The organism is Salmonella sp. 32070601201500089SM, from assembly GCF_017573605.1.
In the GTDB taxonomy this organism is placed as follows: domain Bacteria; phylum Pseudomonadota; class Gammaproteobacteria; order Enterobacterales; family Enterobacteriaceae; genus Salmonella; species Salmonella enterica.
In genome coordinates this window covers 15,020-32,733 of record NZ_JAGETK010000001.1, presented here as the reverse complement: position 1 = coordinate 32,733, position 17,714 = coordinate 15,020, and the positions used below count along the sequence as shown (strand labels likewise).

Below are 17,714 nucleotides of genomic sequence, written 5' to 3'. Positions count from 1 at the left end.
TTGTTCTCCTGAAACCCTGCCAGTCTGAATGTTATAAGCGCGAGAGCGCATTATCCTGCTGAGGTCGCGCAACATAATGTCCCGGCCCGACCAACTGTAATGAAACGGCGGGCGTCTCTTCGCCACGTTTATGAATATTGCTGGGTATATCATCTGATAGCAGAACGCGCCGCGGCCGGTGTCTGGAGGGATCGGCAACCGGCACCGCCGCCATCAATTTACGCGTATAAGGATGCTGCGGATTTTCAAAAACGGCGCGCCGCGGCCCCATCTCAACAATTTGACCAAGATACATCACCGCCACGCGATGGCTAATTCGCTCCACGACCGCCATATCATGCGAAATAAACAGGTAGGCGATCCCCATTTCCCGTTGTAAATCGAGCAGTAAATTAATGATCTGCCCGCGAACGGAAACATCCAGCGCGGAGACCGCCTCATCGGCAATAATCACTTTAGGATTCAATGCCAACGCGCGAGCAATGCAGATGCGCTGACGTTGACCGCCGGAAAACTCATGCGGATAACGCCAGGCATGTTCAGGACGTAATCCGACACGCTCAAGCAACCAGGCCACGCGCTTTGCCGCAGCGTCCCCCTGCCCCAGACCATGAATCCGTAAAGGTTCCATAATGGAATACCCCACGGTCTGGCGCGGGTCGAGCGAGGCGTAAGGGTCCTGGAAAATACACTGAATATCGCGGCGCAACGGCTGGAGTTTACCCGCAGACAGCGTGTCAATGCGCTGGCCGTTAAAGATAATCTCCCCCTGCCGGGATTCAACCAACCGCAGCAGCGCGCGTCCGGTCGTCGATTTTCCGCTACCGGACTCGCCCACCAGCGATAACGTTTCGCCGGGCCAGAGATCGAAACTGATATTCTCAACGGCATGAACTTCACGCGTAACGCGGTTAAAGAGACCGCTACGCAGCGGGAATCGCGTCACCAGCCCCCGAACCTGGAGAATAGGTTCGCCTTCCACCACCGTGTCTTGCTCAATCTGCGATTCATAAAGGGCCGGTTCGTCAGCGGAAATCAACGGGAAACGGCGTGGCAGCGAGTGGCCTCGCATCGCGCCAAGCTGAGGAACGGCGGCCAGTAACGTTTGGGTATAAGGATGCGTCGGCGCATGGAAAATCTGCTCTACGCTGCCGGTTTCCACGGCCTCGCCCTGATACATCACCAGCACGCGATCGGCGATATCCGCCACGACGCCCATGTCGTGGGTGATAAAAATCACGCCCATCGACATCTCTTGCTGCAACACTTTGATAAGTTGCAGAATTTGCGCCTGGATAGTGACATCCAGCGCCGTGGTGGGTTCATCGGCAATCAATACCGCCGGACGGCAGGATAGCGCCATCGCGATCATGACTCGCTGGCGCATCCCGCCGGAAAGCTGATGCGGATAACGCGATAAAATCGCCTGCGACTCCGGGATCCGTACCTGATCGAGCATACGTTTCGCTTCCACCAGCGCCTCTTCGTGGCTGGCGCCCTGATGCAAACGAATAGATTCGGCAATTTGCTCGCCAACGGTAAATACCGGGTTGAGCGAGGTCATTGGCTCCTGGAAAATCATGGCGATATCCGCGCCGCGCACACGCCGCATCTGCGCGTCACTCTGCTCAGACAGCTCAATCACCTGGCGATTACGCCGACGCAACAGCATTTCGCCGCAGCGCACGTTCGCGCCCGACTGCTCAATCAGCCGCATTAACGCCAGCGCCGTCACCGATTTTCCCGATCCCGACTCGCCGACAATCGCCAGAGTCTCTCCACGCTTCAGGCGTAATGACACATTACGCACGGCGTCTACCTGTTGCCCTTCGTGGTGAAACGCGATATTCAGGCCACTGACGGACAGAACATCGCGGCTATCCAGTTCATCGCTGTGCGGCACCTGCGGCTCCTTATTCCCGGTAAATTCCTGTGGTAGGCGTATCCCCGGCATATCCCCAGGCGCGATACATCCCTTCGCTGTTAAACGGCAACGCGACATTACCTTCGTGATCAACGGCGATTAATCCACCGCTGCCGCCCAGCGCCGGTAATTTTTCCATCACCACGCGCTCACAGGCGTCGGCAAGGCTGAGTCCGCCATATTCCATCAATGCGGCGATATCGTAAGCCGCGAGCGTGCGAATAAAGACCTCTCCCGTTCCGGTACAGGAAACGGCGACGCTGGCGTTGTTGGCATAACACCCGGCGCCGACCAGCGGGCTGTCGCCGACGCGCCCGGGCAATTTATTGGTCATCCCGCCGGTAGACGTTGCCGCCGCCAGATTGCCGAATTTATCCCGCGCCACCGCGCCGACTGTACCCATTTTTTTCGTTTCGTCCAGCGGCGCGCCGCTGTGATCGAGCGCCATTTCGCCCGCCGCACGCGCCGCCAGCAATTGCTCGTAACGCGCCGGGGTGGAAAAGATATCCGGCGAAACGCGCGCCATCCCCTGTGAAAAGGCAAAGTTTTCCGCCCCTTCCCCCACCATGAGTACATGCGGGCTGCGCTCCATCACCAGTCTGGCGGCGAGCACAGGATGGCAAACATGACTCACGCCCGCGACGGCTCCGGCTTTCAGGGTATTGCCGTCCATCACGCAGGCATCCAGTTCATGAGTTTCGTCTCGGGTATAGACCGCGCCGATACCCGCATTGAAGAGCGGACACGCTTCCAGCAGGCGCACCGCTTCCGTCACTACATCAAGCGCGCTGTCACCCGCTTCCAGCATCTTTTGCCCGCTTTCGACAATCTCTGACAGCGCCTGGATATAGCGTAGCTCCTGCTCATGGCTCATTTGCGCGCGAGCAATCGCGCCTGCGCCGCCGTGAATCGCAATCACTGCTTTATTCATTTTTAGGGTCCATTAACGGTGGCACACAACTTTTACTATAACTATCAGAATTGTTGTGAGTTATTCATTCGATTTTTGAATATAGAAAGATGCGTAAGGTATGTAAAGGCGCAAGGCCGTCTCTAAGACCGAGGTAGCATACTGCCCGCCACTGTTTTCTGACATAATAGCCGGATTCGATTTTGCCTCGCAGGAGTATGTTCATGGAATTTTCCGCCGGATTGATGCCGCTTGAAACGGCGCTGACCCAGATGCTTTCACGTATTACCCCGCTCACCGCCGTAGAAACGTTGCCGCTGGTGAACTGCTTTGGCCGCATCCTGGCGACCGATATCGTTTCACCCCTTGATGTCCCCGGCTTTGATAATTCAGCCATGGATGGTTATGCGGTACGCGTGGCGGATTTGTCCGCCGATAAGCCGCTGCCCGTCGCCGGCAAAGCATTTGCCGGTCAGCCTTACCAGGGAGAATGGCCTGCGGGAACCTGTATTCGCATTATGACCGGCGCCCTGGTGCCGGCAGGTTGCGAGGCGGTCGTCATGCAAGAGCAGACGGAACAAACCGATGACGGCGTGCGTTTTACCGCCGATGTTCGTTGCGGGCAAAACATCCGCCGCCGCGGCGAGGATATTCGCCAGGATGCGGTGGTCTTTCCGGCCGGTACGCGCCTGACTACTGCCGAACTGCCAGTGCTGGCGTCGCTGGGAATTGCCGATGCGCAGGTTGTACGTAAAGTGCGCGTAGCGCTGTTCTCGACCGGCGACGAGCTCCAGCTTCCGGGCCAGCCGCTGGAGGCGGGACAAATTTATGACACTAACCGTCTAACTATACATTTGATGCTGCAACAGCTTGGCTGCGAAGTGATCAATTTAGGCATTATTCCTGACGATCCCGGTAAGCTTCGCGCCGCGTTTATCGACGCCGACAGCCAGGCCGATGTAGTGATAAGCTCCGGCGGCGTCTCGGTTGGTGAAGCGGACTATACCAAAACCATCCTTGAGGAGCTGGGCGAAATCGCCTTCTGGAAGCTGGCTATCAAGCCAGGCAAACCGTTTGCCTTCGGCAAGCTCAGTAATAGCTGGTTCTGTGGCCTGCCGGGGAATCCAGTCTCTGCGGCGCTCACTTTTTATCAACTGGTTCAGCCCTTACTGGCGAAGCTTGGCGGCAATACGGCAAGCGCTGTACCGCCGCGCCAGCGTGTACGCACAACATCTCGTCTGAAGAAAACGCCAGGGCGTCTCGATTTCCAGCGCGGCATCCTGCAACGTAGCGCCAACGGCGAACTGGAGGTCACGACCACCGGACACCAGGGTTCACATATTTTTAGCTCGTTTAGTCTGGGCAACTGCTTTATTGTGCTGGAGCGTGAACGCGGCAATGTTGAGCCGGGAGAATGGGTGGAAGTCGAGCCGTTTAATGCTCTGTTCGGAGGCCTGTAATGGCGGAACTTAGCGACCAGGAGATGCTGCGCTATAACCGACAAATTATTCTGCGCGGCTTCGATTTTGAAGGGCAGGAAGCGTTAAAAGAGGCGCGGGTATTAGTGGTCGGGCTGGGCGGACTCGGCTGCGCGGCAACGCAGTATCTGGCCGGCGCTGGCGTCGGGCAACTGACGCTACTCGATTTTGATACCGTTTCCGTTTCCAATCTCCAGCGTCAAACCTTGCACAGCGACGCCACGGTCGGGCAGCCAAAGGTAGAGTCCGCCCGCGACGCGCTGGCGCGAATCAACCCGCATATTACCATTACGCCCGTTAACGCGCGGCTGGACGACGACGCTATGACCAGCCTGATTGCCGGGCATTCGCTGGTACTGGACTGTACCGATAACGTTAGCGTACGTAATCAACTTAACGCCGGATGCTATACCGCGAAAGTGCCGCTAATCTCCGGCGCGGCCATTCGTATGGAAGGACAAGTTACCGTCTTTACATATCAGGAAAACGAACCCTGTTACCGCTGCCTGAGCCATCTGTTTGGCGAAAACGCTCTGACCTGCGTAGAGGCAGGGGTGATGGCGCCGCTGATTGGCGTGATCGGTTCGCTACAGGCAATGGAGGCCATTAAGCTGCTGGCGCATTACGGTCAGCCCGCTAGCGGAAAAATCGTCATGTACGATGCGATGACCTGTCAGTTCCGCGAAATGAAGTTAATGCGCAACCCCAGCTGTGAGGTCTGCGGGCAGTAGCCACTTTACGGATAAACATACCGAAGCACGGTTTATGGCCGTGCTGTATCAACAGATAATTACTGCCATCAGACGCAAAGCCAGCTTACCCAAGCTCCGACTGACGATCGGCTCAAGCAGCGCGGCATCATCTTAAACGCCATACCACAACCTCAAACCGTGATGTTGTACCTCATTTAACGCCTCTTTGTCAGAACCTCTCCATTCGTTGACGCACATCAAGATAACTTTCATTCGAAAGTAATTTAATCTTTATATGAAATAAGAGAGGCCGTTTATGATCTTCAATATTCAGCGCTATTCTACCCACGATGGCCCCGGTATCCGTACCGTAGTATTTCTCAAAGGCTGTTCGTTGGGCTGTCGCTGGTGCCAGAACCCGGAAAGCCGCGCCCGCGCTCAGGATCTGTTATACGACGCGCGGCTGTGTCTCGAAGGATGCGACCTGTGCGCGCAAGCCGCGCCGGACGTCATTGAGCGCGCGCTAAACGGCCTGCTCATCCATCGCGAGAAACTGACCGACGCCCATTTTTCCATCCTGGCGCATTGCTGCCCCACACAGGCGTTAACCGTGTGCGGCGAAATAAAAAGCGTGGATGAGATCATGGCGACGGTACTGCGCGATAAACCTTTTTACGATCGCAGCGGCGGCGGTCTTACGCTTTCCGGCGGCGAACCGTTTATGCAGCCGGAGCTGGCGGCAGAGCTGTTTAAAGCCAGCCATGACGCCGGTATTCATACAGCGGTTGAGACCTGTCTGCATGTTCCATGGAAATACATTGCGCCCTCACTGCCTTATATCGATCTGTTTCTGGCTGATTTGAAGCATGTCGCCGACGGGCCGTTTAAGCAGTGGACCGATGGCAGCGCCTCGCGGGTGTTGGAAAATCTCAGGAAACTCGCCGCCGCGGGCAAAAAAATGGTGATTCGCGTCCCGCTGATTCAGGGATTTAATGCCGATGAGGAGGCCATTAAAGCCATTACCGACTTTGCCGCCGACGAACTGCACGTCGGGGAAATTCATTTTCTGCCCTACCACACGCTGGGCATCAATAAATACCACTTACTCAGTCAGCCCTATCATGCCCCGGATAAACCACTGGATGCACCGGCGTTACTTGATTTTGCCCAGAAGTACGCCTGCCAAAAAGGTTTAACCGCGACCCTACGAGGATAATTATCATGACCCAACTGAAACTGGACACGCTCAGTGACCGCATTAAGGCGCACAAAACCGCGCTGGTACATATCGTGAAACCGCCGGTCTGTACCGAGCGCGCGCAGCATTATACCGAAATGTATCAGCAGCATCTGGATAAACCGATTCCGGTACGCCGCGCGCTGGCGCTGGCCCATCACCTGGCGGAACGCACTATCTGGATAAAACACGATGAACTGATCGTCGGCAACCAGGCAAGTGAAGTCCGCGCCGCGCCGATTTTCCCGGAATATACCGTCTCGTGGATTGAAAAAGAGATCGACGACCTGGCGGACCGACCCGGCGCAGGTTTTTCCGTAAGTGAAGAAAACAAGCGTATTCTGCACGACGTCTGTCCGTGGTGGCGCGGTCAAACCGTCCAGGATCGCTGCTACGGCATGTTTACCGATGAACAAAAAGGGCTTCTGGCGACTGGCATTATCAAAGCCGAAGGCAATATGACCTCCGGTGACGCGCACCTGGCGGTGAACTTCCCGCTGCTGCTGGAAAAAGGGCTTGATGGCCTGCGCGATAAAGTCGCCGAGCGCCGCTCACGCATCAACCTGACCGTGCTGGAAGATCTGCATGGCGAGCAGTTCCTGAAGGCGATTGATATTGTGCTGGACGCGGTAAGCCAGCATATCACGCGCTTTGCCGCGCTGGCGCGCCAGATGGCGGGCGAAGAGTCCCGTGAAAGCCGTCGTAAAGAGCTACTTACCATCGCCGAAAACTGCGAGGTGATCGCCCACCAACCGCCGCAGACCTTCTGGCAAGCACTGCAATTGTGCTACTTCATCCAACTGATTCTACAAATTGAGTCTAACGGTCACTCGGTGTCATTTGGTCGTATGGACCAGTATCTTTACCCCTATTATCGTCGCGATGTCGAACTAAACCAGACGCTGGATCGTGAGCACGCCATTGAACTGCTGCACAGCTGCTGGCTGAAACTGCTGGAAGTAAACAAGATCCGCTCCGGTTCGCACTCTAAAGCCTCCGCGGGCAGCCCGCTGTATCAAAACGTCACCATTGGCGGTCAGAAACTTATCAACGGTCAGCCAATGGATGCAGTGAATCCGCTGTCTTACGCCATTCTGGAGTCCTGTGGACGTCTGCGTTCTACCCAGCCCAACCTCAGTGTGCGTTATCACGCCGGAATGAGTAACGATTTCCTTGACGCCTGCGTCCAGGTCATCCGCTGCGGCTTTGGGATGCCGGCGTTTAACAATGATGAAATCGTCATCCCGGAATTTATCAAGTTGGGGATCGAACCGCAGGACGCTTACGATTATGCGGCGATCGGCTGTATCGAAACCGCCGTCGGCGGGAAATGGGGTTATCGCTGCACCGGCATGAGCTTTATTAACTTCGCCCGCGTCATGCTGGCGGCGCTGGAAGGCGGTCGCGACGCCACCAGCGGCAAGGTATTTCTGCCGCAGGAAAAGGCGCTCTCCGCAGGCAACTTTAACAATTTTGACGAAGTGATGGCCGCCTGGGATACCCAAATTCGCTACTACACGCGCAAATCGATTGAAATTGAGTATGTGGTCGACACCATGCTGGAAGAGAACGTCCACGATATCCTCTGCTCAGCGCTGGTAGATGACTGTATTGAGCGAGCGAAGAGTATCAAGCAAGGCGGCGCGAAATATGACTGGGTATCCGGTCTCCAGGTCGGTATCGCCAACCTGGGCAACAGCCTCGCCGCCGTGAAAAAACTGGTCTTCGAACAGGGCGTTATCGGTCAACAGCAGCTTGCCGCCGCGCTGGCCGATGACTTTGACGGCCTGACTCACGAGCAGTTACGCCAGCGTCTGATTAACGGCGCGCCGAAGTACGGTAACGACGATGATACCGTCGATACGCTGCTGGCGCGCGCTTATCAGACCTATATTGATGAGCTGAAGCAGTACCATAACCCGCGCTACGGTCGTGGCCCTGTGGGCGGCAACTATTACGCCGGTACGTCCTCTATCTCAGCAAACGTGCCGTTTGGCGCCGCGACTATGGCTACCCCGGATGGTCGCAAAGCGCATACACCGCTGGCGGAAGGCGCAAGCCCTGCATCAGGTACGGATCATCTCGGCCCGACGGCGGTGATTGGTTCCGTAGGCAAATTACCTACCGGTTCCATTCTCGGCGGCGTGCTGCTCAACCAGAAACTGAACCCAACGACGCTGGAAAACGAATCCGACAAACAGAAACTGATGGTTCTGCTACGGACGTTCTTTGAGGTGCATAAAGGCTGGCATATTCAGTACAACATCGTGTCACGCGAAACGCTGCTGGATGCGAAAAAACATCCGGACCAGTACCGCGATCTGGTCGTGCGTGTGGCAGGCTACTCCGCCTTCTTCACCGCGCTGTCGCCGGACGCGCAGGACGATATCATCGCCCGTACCGAACATATGCTGTAATTTGCCCAGGCGCCATCGGCAATATGTCCGAACTGCCTGATGGCGCTACGTTTAACAGGCCGACGCAGGCCTGTTAATCAGAAGGGATCGGTGCCGTCAAGCACGGCCTGAATGACGTTGAGCGCGCCTTGATGGTTATTATCATCAGTGTGATAGCGTGAAAGCGCTTTGATATTGTCTGCGGCATTGCCCATGGCAAAAGAGTAATGCGCCATTTTCAACATTTCCGCATCATTACCGCTGTCGCCAATGGCGACGACATTCTGTGGCGACCTGTTCCAGCGCTTTAACAGACGACTGATGCCATTCGCTTTATGCAGTCCCGGGATAATCAGGTCGATAAAACCGAAGCCGCTGGTGACGGGCTTCATGATGCCATCCAGAGATACGTGCAGTTTGTCGATAACCAGCGGAATTTGTTCATCGGGCAAATTCAGGGAGAACTTAAACAGGATATCGTCAATGTCGTGATAATCGTTTACCGGCTGCAGGCGGTGATAATGTTTGGCCATCAGCGCCACGAAAGTCTCGGGAGCGTTTTTGCTGACATAAGCGCTTTTCAGACCGCAGGCGACGAAGTTAAGCTGCTTATCCTTCAGCAGTTCGCCAATCACAATCCGCGATTCATGCCGGGTTAGCTCCCCGTGAAACAACTGCTTGCCATGTTCATACACCAGCGCGCCATTTTCTGCGACAAAGGAAATTTCGTCTTTCAGCTCGGGGAAGAAGGAGATCAACTGGTAGTACTGATTACCGCTGGCGACCACAAATTCGATATTACGTTTTTTCAGTTCCTGGTATTGCGCCATGAAGCGTACACGATCGTACTGCTTGGCATCGTCGAGAAAAGTGCCGTCCATATCGGTAACGACAACGTTAACGGTCATACTTAAGCTCCTGGCTGTAACTGCGACCAGAAACATTTTAATAACAATGTGAGCAGAACCACAAATTTATTTCGAATGAAAAGTAGCTGAACGAAAGGAATAGCCGCATAAGACATTAAGGCGTCCTGGCCACCTTACGTTTTCCTCTCGCTTCCCTCTTTGTGCGTCCCTGCAATATTTTAAACTTGCATTAACCTTATTTTAACTTAAAGTATCACATGTAAATAATTTTACTTTCGAACGAAAGATGATGAGGTTGATATGACAACTCCTTTTACCCACGAAACGCTGCCCGCCGACCCAAAAGCGGCCATTCGTCAGATGAAGCAGGCGCTACGCGCGCAAATCGGCGACGTACAGGCGGTGTTCGACCGTTTGAGCGCCACCATAGCAGCCCGGGTGGCGGAAATTAACGATCTGAAGGCGCAGGGGCAGCCGGTATGGCCAATTATCCCTTTTAGCGAACTGGCGATGGGCAACATTAGCGATGTCACCCGCGCCGAGGTTAAGCGCCGCGGGTGCGCGGTGATTAAAGGTCATTTTCCACGCGAACAGGCGCTGGCATGGGACCAGTCGATGCTCGACTATCTGGACAAGAACCATTTTGACGAGGTGTATAAAGGACCGGGGGATAATTTTTTCGGTACGCTGAGCGCCTCCCGGCCTGAAATCTATCCTGTCTACTGGTCGCAGGCGCAAATGCAGGCCCGCCAAAGTGAAGAGATGGCGCTGGCGCAGTCGTTCCTCAACCGTCTATGGCAGGTAGAGCACGACGGCAAGCGATGGTTTAATCCGGATATCAGCATCATTTACCCGGATCGCATCCGCCGCCGCCCGCCGGGCACCACATCCAAAGGACTGGGGGCGCATACCGACTCCGGTGCGCTGGAGCGCTGGCTGCTGCCAGCCTATCAGCGGGTATTCGCCAGCGTGTTTAACGGCAACGTCGAGCAGTACGATCCGTGGAATGCGGCACACCGTACCGAAGTTGAAGAGTATACGGTGGATAACACCACCAAATGCTCGGTATTTCGCACCTTCCAGGGCTGGACCGCGCTCTCCGATATGCTGCCCGGTCAGGGGTTGCTTCATGTCGTCCCTATCCCGGAGGCGATGGCGTATATTCTGCTGCGCCCGCTGCTGGATGATGTCCCGGAAGATGAATTATGCGGCGTCGCGCCGGGCCGGGTGCTGCCGATTTCTGAACAGTGGCATCCTTTACTGATGGCGGCGTTAACCAGCATTCCGCCGCTGGAAGCCGGGGATTCCGTGTGGTGGCATTGCGATGTCATCCACTCCGTCGCCCCCGTCGAAAATCAGCAGGGCTGGGGCAATGTGATGTACATTCCTGCCGCGCCAATGTGTGAGAAAAACCTAGCCTATGCGCGTAAGGTGAAAGCGGCGCTGGAGACAGGCGCATCACCGGGCGATTTCCCGCGCGAGGACTATGAAACCACCTGGGAAGGGCGCTTCACGCTGCGCGATCTGAATATTCACGGTAAACGGGCATTAGGTATGGACGTTTGACGGTCGTACCGCCCTGCCCGCTTAACTGCGGTGCGCCCTTTGTCTGGGCGCACCCGTCTTACCGGACCTACGCGCCAGGATACGTAGGCCCGGTAAACACAACGCCACCGGGCGTCAGTGTTTAGCTTTCAATCCCTTTACTACGCAAATAATCGTCGTAGTTGCCGCTGAAGTCCACCACGCGCTCCGGCGTAATTTCAATGACGCGGGTTGCCAGCGAGCTGACGAACTCACGGTCGTGCGAAACAAAGATCAGCGTGCCCTGATACAGCTCCAGCGCCATATTCAGCGATTCGATCGACTCCATATCCAGGTGGTTAGTCGGTTCGTCCATGATCAGGATATTCGGCTTTTGCATCATCAGTTTGCCGAACAGCATACGGCCCTTCTCGCCACCGGAGAGGACTTTCGCAGGCTTTTTGATATCATCCTGGCTAAATAGCAGGCGGCCCAGAATACTGCGCACTGCCTGCTCGTCGTCGCCTTCCTGCTTCCACTGACTCATCCATTCAAACACCGTCAGGTCATTTTCGAATTCATATTCGTGGTCCTGCGCGTAGTAACCAATACGCGCGTTTTCCGACCATTTAACGGTGCCGTGATCGGCGTCCAGATCGCCAACCAGCGTCTTCAGCAGCGTAGATTTACCCACGCCATTGGTGCCGAGTACCGCCAGCTTCTCGCCGACTTCGAGCAGCAAATTGACATTTTTAAACAGCGGACCGTTATCAAAACCTTTCGTCAGCGCCTCCACTTCCAGAGCGTTACGGAACAGTTTTTTATCCTGCTCAAAACGGATGAACGGGTTCTGACGGCTGGAGGCTTTCACCTCTTCCAGCCTGATTTTATCGATCTGCCGCGCGCGCGACGTTGCCTGACGCGATTTAGAGGCATTGGCGCTAAAACGGCTAACAAAAGATTGCAGCTCGGCAATTTGCGCTTTTTTCTTCGCATTATCGGCCAACAGACGTTCACGCGCCTGGGTCGCCGCCGTCATATACTCATCATAGTTACCCGGATAGACGCGCAAGTCGCCGTAATCCAGATCCGCCATATGCGTACAAACCATGTTCAGGAAGTGACGGTCGTGCGAAATGATGATCATCGTGCTATCGCGCTCGTTCAGCACCTGCTCCAGCCAACGGATAGTATCAATATCCAGGTTGTTGGTCGGTTCGTCGAGCAACAGGATGTCCGGATTAGAGAATAACGCCTGCGCCAGCAGCACACGTAATTTCCAGCCTGGCGCGACTTCACTCATCAGACCGTAATGCTGCTCCAGCGGGATGCCCACCCCCAACAGCAGTTCGCCCGCGCGCGCCTCAGCGGAATAACCGTCCATCTCGCCGTATTTTACTTCCAGATCGGCGACTTTATAGCCGTCTTCTTCGCTCATTTCCGGCAAGGCGTAGATACGGTCGCGCTCCTGCTTGACTTCCCACAGTTCGCCATGCCCCATAATGACAGTATCAAGTACGGTGAATGTTTCAAAAGCGAACTGGTCCTGACGCAGCTTACCGATGCGCTCATTCGGATCGAGGGAAACATTGCCCAGCGTCGGCTCCAGGTCGCCGCCGAGGATTTTCATAAAAGTGGACTTTCCGCTACCGTTGGCGCCAATCAGGCCGTAACGGTTGCCGCCGCCAAATTTGACGGAAATGTTTTCGAACAGCGGCTTACTGCCGAACTGCATGGTAACGTTGCTGGAAACTAACACAGGCTTATCCTGAAAAAAGATGTGACAAACCGCTTATTATGCCACAAGTCTGAAATAAGATCGCGCCCTGTACAAAGGGCTACACTGAACCGTAAGGGAAAAAAACGTGATTTCGTATACATCTGAATTCCCTGTTTACTGGAATGCACCTATAATGCGCTCCCAACATGACAGAATTCTCAACCTACTAGCCTGCTTGGCACAGAATCTCGCATAACATGAATATGAAATTAACAACGCTTTTCGCGGCGGCTTTCGCTGTAGTTGGTTTTTGTAAAACAGCCTCAGCAGTCACTTACCCGCTGCCTACCGATGGTAGCCGTTTAATTGGGCAAAATCAGGTCATCACCGTTCCTGAGGGCAATACCCAGCCGCTGGAGTATTTTGCCGCGGAGTATCAGATGGGGCTGTCCAACATGCTGGAAGCCAACCCGGGCGTGGATACCTTCCTGCCGAAGGGCGGTACCGTGCTGAATATTCCGCAGCAGCTGATCCTGCCGGATACCGTACACGAAGGCATTATCATCAATAGCGCGGAAATGCGCCTCTATTACTACCCGAAAGGCACAAACACCGTTATCGTCCTGCCGATTGGGATCGGTCAGTTAGGTAAAGACACGCCTATCAACTGGACGACCAAAGTTGAACGTAAAAAAGCCGGTCCGACCTGGACGCCTACGGCAAAAATGCACGCTGAATATCGCGCCGCCGGCGAGCCGCTGCCTGCCGTCGTACCTGCGGGCCCGGATAACCCGATGGGCCTGTACGCGCTGTACATTGGTCGCCTGTATGCTATTCACGGCACCAACGCCAACTTCGGCATCGGGCTTCGCGTGAGCCACGGCTGCGTGCGTCTGCGCAACGACGATATCAAATTCCTGTTTGAAAATGTGCCGGTCGGTACCCGCGTGCAGTTTATCGATGAACCGGTAAAAGCCACCACCGAGCCGGACGGTAGCCGTTACATTGAGGTGCATAACCCGCTGTCAACGACGGAAGCGCAGTTTGAAGGTAAGGAAGCGGTGCCGATCACGCTTAATAAGAGTATCCTGGCCGTCACCAACGAGCCTGACGTTGATCAGACCGTCGTACAACAGGCAGTTCAGGATCGTTCCGGGATGCCGGTTCGTCTGAACTGACAGACTCTGCCTGCGAAGCCCGATAGACACTATCGGGCTTCTCTTACGGCATCAGTTGCAATAATCCATATCCCACCAGCGCCGCCCATGCCAGCATCGGCAGCGAATAGAAATGAAATCGCCACCAGATTCGGCGATCGTTCGCCATCCGTAAAGCAATAAGATTTGCCAGCGACCCCGGCAGCAGACCAAACCCGCCGATATTCACCGCCCACGCCAGCAACGTCGAGGCCGGTACATAGTTCAGCAGGAGAATGGTACTGGGCACATTACTGATAACCTGCGACAGGCCGATAGCGGTTAGCCAAAGCCCCAGGTGAGACAGTGCGCCAACCTGGTTGAAAACGCCCTGCAACGCCGGCAATTGCGTTAGCAGATGGACATCAATAAACATCGCCATAAATACCAGCAGCAGCGTCCAGTCCACGCTGACTATCACCCTGCGCGCCAGCACAATAAACCCAGCCGCCACCAACACCAGTCCCCATAACTCTTGCCTGAGCTCCAGCGCGGTAAGAAAAACGACATATAATGCCAGGCAACTCCACACCAGACGGGGCTGCCACTGCGGCGAACGCGTACCGGTATGATACTGTAACGCCCTACCCGGAAAACAAAACCAGCACAGGAGCAGTAACGTCAGCATCATCATGACGGCAAGCGGCGCCATTTGCCCGCTAAATTCAGCAAAGGTTAAGCCGGAGCGTCCCCACAACAGAATATTTTGCGGATTACCGACAGGCGTCAGCAGCGAACCGGCGTTCACCGCCAACGCTTCAAAAATAATCAATCGGTTGACCGGAATCGCGCACAGTTTTTTTAACGTTATCGTCAGCGGCACAACGATAAACAGCGCGACATCGTTTGTCAGAAAGGTCGACAGCGCCGCCGCAGCCAGCACCAGGAACATCGCCAGTTGCCGCTCGGTATGAAATCGGCGCGTCATCTTGCGTCCCAGCACATCAAAATAGCCGCTCAGCTCAACGCCTTTAGTGAGCAACATTAACCCACTGAGGGTAATAATGGTGTGCCAGTCAATCGCGCCAGGCCAGGCGCGGGGCGCAAAAGGAACAAACAGGCTTAGCGCCATCCCCACAATGATCAACAACTGAAAAAAACGGTCACGCCGCAGCGCCCGTAAAAAGGCCAGATTCATTCTGCAGATGTTCCATGCTGTTGCGTGAAGGCCAAAAAGGCATCCAATGTCTCCTGGCTGACATGGTGTTCCATCCCTTCCGCATCACGACGCGCGATCTCCGGACTTACGCCTAACACCAGTAAAAAATTTTCGACAATTTGGTGCCGCTCGCGGCTTTCCTGCGCCAGCTTCTCCCCTTCCGGCGTCAGAAAAACGCCGCGCCAGGGGATCATTTGAATAAATCCTAACGATGCCAGGCGCTTAAGCATTTTGGCCACAGTTGGCTGGGAGACGCCGAGCCGAGCCGCCATATCCACCTGACGCGCTTCCCCTACCTCAATAATTAAATCGGAAATCAGCTCAACGTAGTCGTCTATCAACTCACGGCGATGCGCCTCTCTGACCTGACGAAATCCTTCAACGTGTTCTTCTACGTTCACCAATTGCGTCACTTTTTTTGTTGTTGGCGTACCTGCGCGACGACCCATTTTGCTTCCTCGTTTCTGTGACGCGTTAACGCGTCAGCTGACAGAGCGCTCATTGTAAACCAGAGTTGTCCGGGCACAAAAAATTAACGTTTTAGCAATAGCTATAAAACATAGCCTGTGCTATATCTGTATGTAATGCAGACATCCCTCACGGATCGATGGGATAGAAACATCAGGAGGTTTATATGAACGAATTTAAGAGGTGTATACGCGTGTTCAGTCACTCTCCCTTTAAAGTCCGGTTAATGCTGCTCTCTATGTTGTGCGATATGATCAACGGCAAACCGGAACAGGATAACCCTTCCACGAAATAACGCGGCGGCGCGGTACGCCGCTTTATTTTGCATCCTCAACGGAAATGGCGCCCATTTCCCCTGTTTTTTTGTGGTTTTGCTATTCTCTTCGCAAAACATTTTCTTTCCGGCGGTTGACCTTCTTACCCGCACGCTCTATCTTCTGGCAGCCCTGAATATTTTGCGACTCGCCGTTGCGAACCCAATACCTTTTTTACGCATAATCAGGCAGGTAATGACCCTTCGCGCCAGGGTTAGCACATGGCGTTTTTGCAATAGTGGCATATGAATTCAACCCTTATCGATTCACTTCTCGCCCGTCGTCGGGCGGTAAGCCCATGGGCGGGCCTCTACTTTTTACAGTCGCTGCTGATTAACCTCGCGCTCGGCTACCCCTTTAGCCTGCTTTATACCGCGGCGTTTACCTGCCTGTTGCTGCTGCTCTGGCGCTACCTGCCCCGCGGACAAAAAGCGCTGCTCGGCATCTGTTCGCTGGTAGCCGCTTGCTATTTTCCCTTTGGCCAGGCTTACGGCGCCCCGAACTTTAATACGCTGCTGGCGCTGCACTCCACCAATATGGAAGAGTCGAGCGAAATCCTGACCATCTTCCCGTGGTATAGCTACCTGACCGGACTTTTTATTTTTGCGCTGGGTATTATTGCGCTTCGCCGCCGAAAAGAAGAGGTCAGGCCGCGCTGGAATAGCCTCGACAGCCTGTGCCTGCTGATCAGCGTCGCGGCATTTTTCGTCGCGCCGATACAAAATCTGGCCTGGGGCGGCGTTTTTAAGGTTATTGATACCGGCTATCCGGTTTTTCGCTTCGCCAAAGACGTTATCGTCAATAACAACGAAGTCATTGAAGAGCAGCACCGTATGGCGCAGCTATCCGGCATAAAAGATAGCTGGACGGTTACTGCGGTGAAACCCAGATATCACATCTATGTCGTGGTGATTGGTGAAAGCGCGCGACGGGATGCCATGGGCGCTTTCGGCGGTCACTGGGATAATACCCCCTTCGCCAGCCATGTGAATGGCGACTTCTTTATGGATTACATCGCCGCCAGCGGCTCAACGCAAAAATCGCTTGGTTTAACGCTCAATCGCGTGGTGGATAACAAACCGCAGTATCAGGATAACTTCGTCACGCTGGCTAACCGCGCCGGTTTTCAGACATGGTGGTTTTCCAATCAGGGGCAAATTGGCGAATACGACACGGCCATCGCCAGTATCGCCAAACGCGCCGATGAAGCGCATTTCCTGAAAAACGGCGATTTTGAAGCGGATAAAAATACTCGCGACGACGCGCTGTTAACCATGACGGCGCAGGTATTGGCGACAGAACGCACGCAACCGCAGTTGATTGTGTTGCATTTAATGGGATCGCATCCCCAGGCCTGCGACCGTACTCAGGGAAAATACGCGACGTTTGTCCAGTCGAAAGAGACGTCTTGTTATTTATACACCATGACGCAAACCGACGATTTGCTCCGTCAGCTCTATACTCAGCTTCGTCATAGCGGCGACAGTTTTTCGCTCGTCTATTTCTCCGATCACGGGCTGGCGTTTAAAGAGCGCGGCAAAGCGGTACAGTACCTGGCGCATGACGACAAATTCCAGCAAAACTTCCAGGTGCCGTTTATGGTGCTATCCAGCGACAGTAAAGCGCATCGGATCATTAAAGCTCGCCGTTCCGCGAACGATTTCCTGAGTTTTTTCTCGCAATGGACAGGAATTAGCGCTAAAGAGATCAAAAATCGCTATCGATTTATTTCGGAACAGAAAGCCGGGCCCGTTTATATCACCAATTTCAAATTACAGAAAGTGGACTATAACCATCTGGGCAGCGATATTTTTTCACTAAAATAAT

At 54.6% G+C, this 17,714-nt stretch carries 14 protein-coding genes; 8 read left to right on the top strand and 6 right to left on the bottom strand.

All coding sequences use genetic code 11. The annotated features are described in order from the left end of the window. Nucleotides 1-31: 31 nt before the first annotated feature. Together gsiA and iaaA are read right to left on the bottom strand one after the other, a co-directional pair. Nucleotides 32-1,903 (bottom strand): glutathione ABC transporter ATP-binding protein GsiA, encoded by a 1,872-nt coding sequence (gsiA, locus tag J4728_RS00140; protein ID WP_208210835.1) that lies wholly within the window; start codon nt 1,901-1,903, stop codon nt 32-34. Between the two features lie 10 nt (nt 1,904-1,913). After that, complete coding sequence (gene iaaA, locus J4728_RS00135; protein ID WP_020437977.1) at nt 1,914-2,855, bottom strand: beta-aspartyl-peptidase; 942 nt, start codon at nt 2,853-2,855, stop codon at nt 1,914-1,916. A gap of 203 nt (nt 2,856-3,058) precedes the next feature. Between iaaA and moeA the strand changes: the two genes are divergently transcribed. From moeA to J4728_RS00115, 4 genes are all read left to right on the top strand, one after another. Further along, the gene (gene moeA / locus J4728_RS00130) at nt 3,059-4,294 is read left to right on the top strand and encodes a molybdopterin molybdotransferase MoeA (protein ID WP_208210832.1); all 1,236 of its coding nucleotides are present in this window, start codon (nt 3,059-3,061) and stop codon (nt 4,292-4,294) included. Then, nucleotides 4,294-5,043: a molybdopterin-synthase adenylyltransferase MoeB gene (moeB, locus tag J4728_RS00125; RefSeq protein WP_208210828.1), complete on the top strand. Its 750-nt coding sequence runs from the start codon at nt 4,294-4,296 to the stop codon at nt 5,041-5,043. The genes moeA and moeB overlap by 1 nt, the downstream gene beginning before the upstream one ends. A 277-nt stretch (nt 5,044-5,320) precedes the next feature. After that, nucleotides 5,321-6,220 carry a glycyl-radical enzyme activating protein gene (locus tag J4728_RS00120; RefSeq protein ID WP_000576947.1) on the top strand — a complete coding sequence of 300 codons (900 nt, stop codon included), beginning with the start codon at nt 5,321-5,323 and terminating at the stop codon, nt 6,218-6,220. A gap of 5 nt (nt 6,221-6,225) precedes the next feature. Further along, nucleotides 6,226-8,658: a glycyl radical protein gene (locus tag J4728_RS00115; protein ID WP_064043249.1), complete on the top strand. Its 2,433-nt coding sequence runs from the start codon at nt 6,226-6,228 to the stop codon at nt 8,656-8,658. 77 nt (nt 8,659-8,735) lie between these two features. Here the strand turns inward: J4728_RS00115 and J4728_RS00110 are convergent, their stop codons facing one another. Next, nucleotides 8,736-9,545 (bottom strand): Cof-type HAD-IIB family hydrolase, encoded by an 810-nt coding sequence (locus J4728_RS00110; RefSeq protein ID WP_000217910.1) that lies wholly within the window; start codon nt 9,543-9,545, stop codon nt 8,736-8,738. Between the two features lie 261 nt (nt 9,546-9,806). On the opposite strand from J4728_RS00110, the gene J4728_RS00105 reads away from it, so the two are divergent. Further along, nucleotides 9,807-11,072: a DUF1479 domain-containing protein gene (locus tag J4728_RS00105; RefSeq protein ID WP_208210825.1), complete on the top strand. Its 1,266-nt coding sequence runs from the start codon at nt 9,807-9,809 to the stop codon at nt 11,070-11,072. Nucleotides 11,073-11,193: 121 nt separating this feature from the next. Here the strand turns inward: J4728_RS00105 and J4728_RS00100 are convergent, their stop codons facing one another. Continuing rightward, complete coding sequence (locus J4728_RS00100) at nt 11,194-12,789, bottom strand: ABC-F family ATPase (RefSeq protein WP_208210822.1); 1,596 nt, start codon at nt 12,787-12,789, stop codon at nt 11,194-11,196. Between the two features lie 218 nt (nt 12,790-13,007). Here J4728_RS00100 and ldtB point away from each other — a divergent pair, with 218 nt between their 5' ends. After that, nucleotides 13,008-13,928 (top strand): L,D-transpeptidase, encoded by a 921-nt coding sequence (gene ldtB / locus J4728_RS00095; protein WP_001056404.1) that lies wholly within the window; start codon nt 13,008-13,010, stop codon nt 13,926-13,928. Nucleotides 13,929-13,971: 43 nt separating this feature from the next. Here ldtB and J4728_RS00090 read toward each other — a convergent pair whose 3' ends face one another. Together J4728_RS00090 and mntR are read right to left on the bottom strand one after the other, a co-directional pair. Further along, nucleotides 13,972-15,084, bottom strand: coding sequence for an anion transporter (locus J4728_RS00090; protein WP_001046521.1), 1,113 nt, complete (start codon nt 15,082-15,084; stop codon nt 13,972-13,974). After that, entirely contained in the window at nt 15,081-15,554 is a 474-nt protein-coding gene (mntR, locus tag J4728_RS00085) for a manganese-binding transcriptional regulator MntR (protein WP_000533542.1), read from the bottom strand. The genes J4728_RS00090 and mntR overlap by 4 nt, the downstream gene beginning before the upstream one ends. A 185-nt stretch (nt 15,555-15,739) precedes the next feature. Here mntR and mntS point away from each other — a divergent pair, with 185 nt between their 5' ends. After that, nucleotides 15,740-15,868 carry a manganase accumulation protein MntS gene (gene mntS / locus J4728_RS00080; RefSeq protein ID WP_001001755.1) on the top strand — a complete coding sequence of 43 codons (129 nt, stop codon included), beginning with the start codon at nt 15,740-15,742 and terminating at the stop codon, nt 15,866-15,868. Between the two features lie 264 nt (nt 15,869-16,132). Next, nucleotides 16,133-17,713 carry a phosphoethanolamine transferase gene (locus J4728_RS00075; protein WP_001089319.1) on the top strand — a complete coding sequence of 527 codons (1,581 nt, stop codon included), beginning with the start codon at nt 16,133-16,135 and terminating at the stop codon, nt 17,711-17,713. Nucleotide 17,714: the final 1 nt, after the last annotated feature.

Coding starts and splice junctions, on each gene's coding strand:
- iaaA (WP_020437977.1), bottom strand. CDS start 2,855: ATGAATAAAGCAGTGATTGCGATTCACGGCGGCGCAGGCGCGATTGCT.
- moeA (WP_208210832.1), top strand. CDS start 3,059: ATGGAATTTTCCGCCGGATTGATGCCGCTTGAAACGGCGCTGACCCAG.
- moeB (WP_208210828.1), top strand. CDS start 4,294: ATGGCGGAACTTAGCGACCAGGAGATGCTGCGCTATAACCGACAAATT.
- J4728_RS00120 (WP_000576947.1), top strand. CDS start 5,321: ATGATCTTCAATATTCAGCGCTATTCTACCCACGATGGCCCCGGTATC.
- J4728_RS00115 (WP_064043249.1), top strand. CDS start 6,226: ATGACCCAACTGAAACTGGACACGCTCAGTGACCGCATTAAGGCGCAC.
- J4728_RS00110 (WP_000217910.1), bottom strand. CDS start 9,545: ATGACCGTTAACGTTGTCGTTACCGATATGGACGGCACTTTTCTCGAC.
- J4728_RS00105 (WP_208210825.1), top strand. CDS start 9,807: ATGACAACTCCTTTTACCCACGAAACGCTGCCCGCCGACCCAAAAGCG.
- ldtB (WP_001056404.1), top strand. CDS start 13,008: ATGAATATGAAATTAACAACGCTTTTCGCGGCGGCTTTCGCTGTAGTT.
- J4728_RS00090 (WP_001046521.1), bottom strand. CDS start 15,084: ATGAATCTGGCCTTTTTACGGGCGCTGCGGCGTGACCGTTTTTTTCAG.
- mntR (WP_000533542.1), bottom strand. CDS start 15,554: ATGGGTCGTCGCGCAGGTACGCCAACAACAAAAAAAGTGACGCAATTG.
- mntS (WP_001001755.1), top strand. CDS start 15,740: ATGAACGAATTTAAGAGGTGTATACGCGTGTTCAGTCACTCTCCCTTT.
- J4728_RS00075 (WP_001089319.1), top strand. CDS start 16,133: ATGAATTCAACCCTTATCGATTCACTTCTCGCCCGTCGTCGGGCGGTA.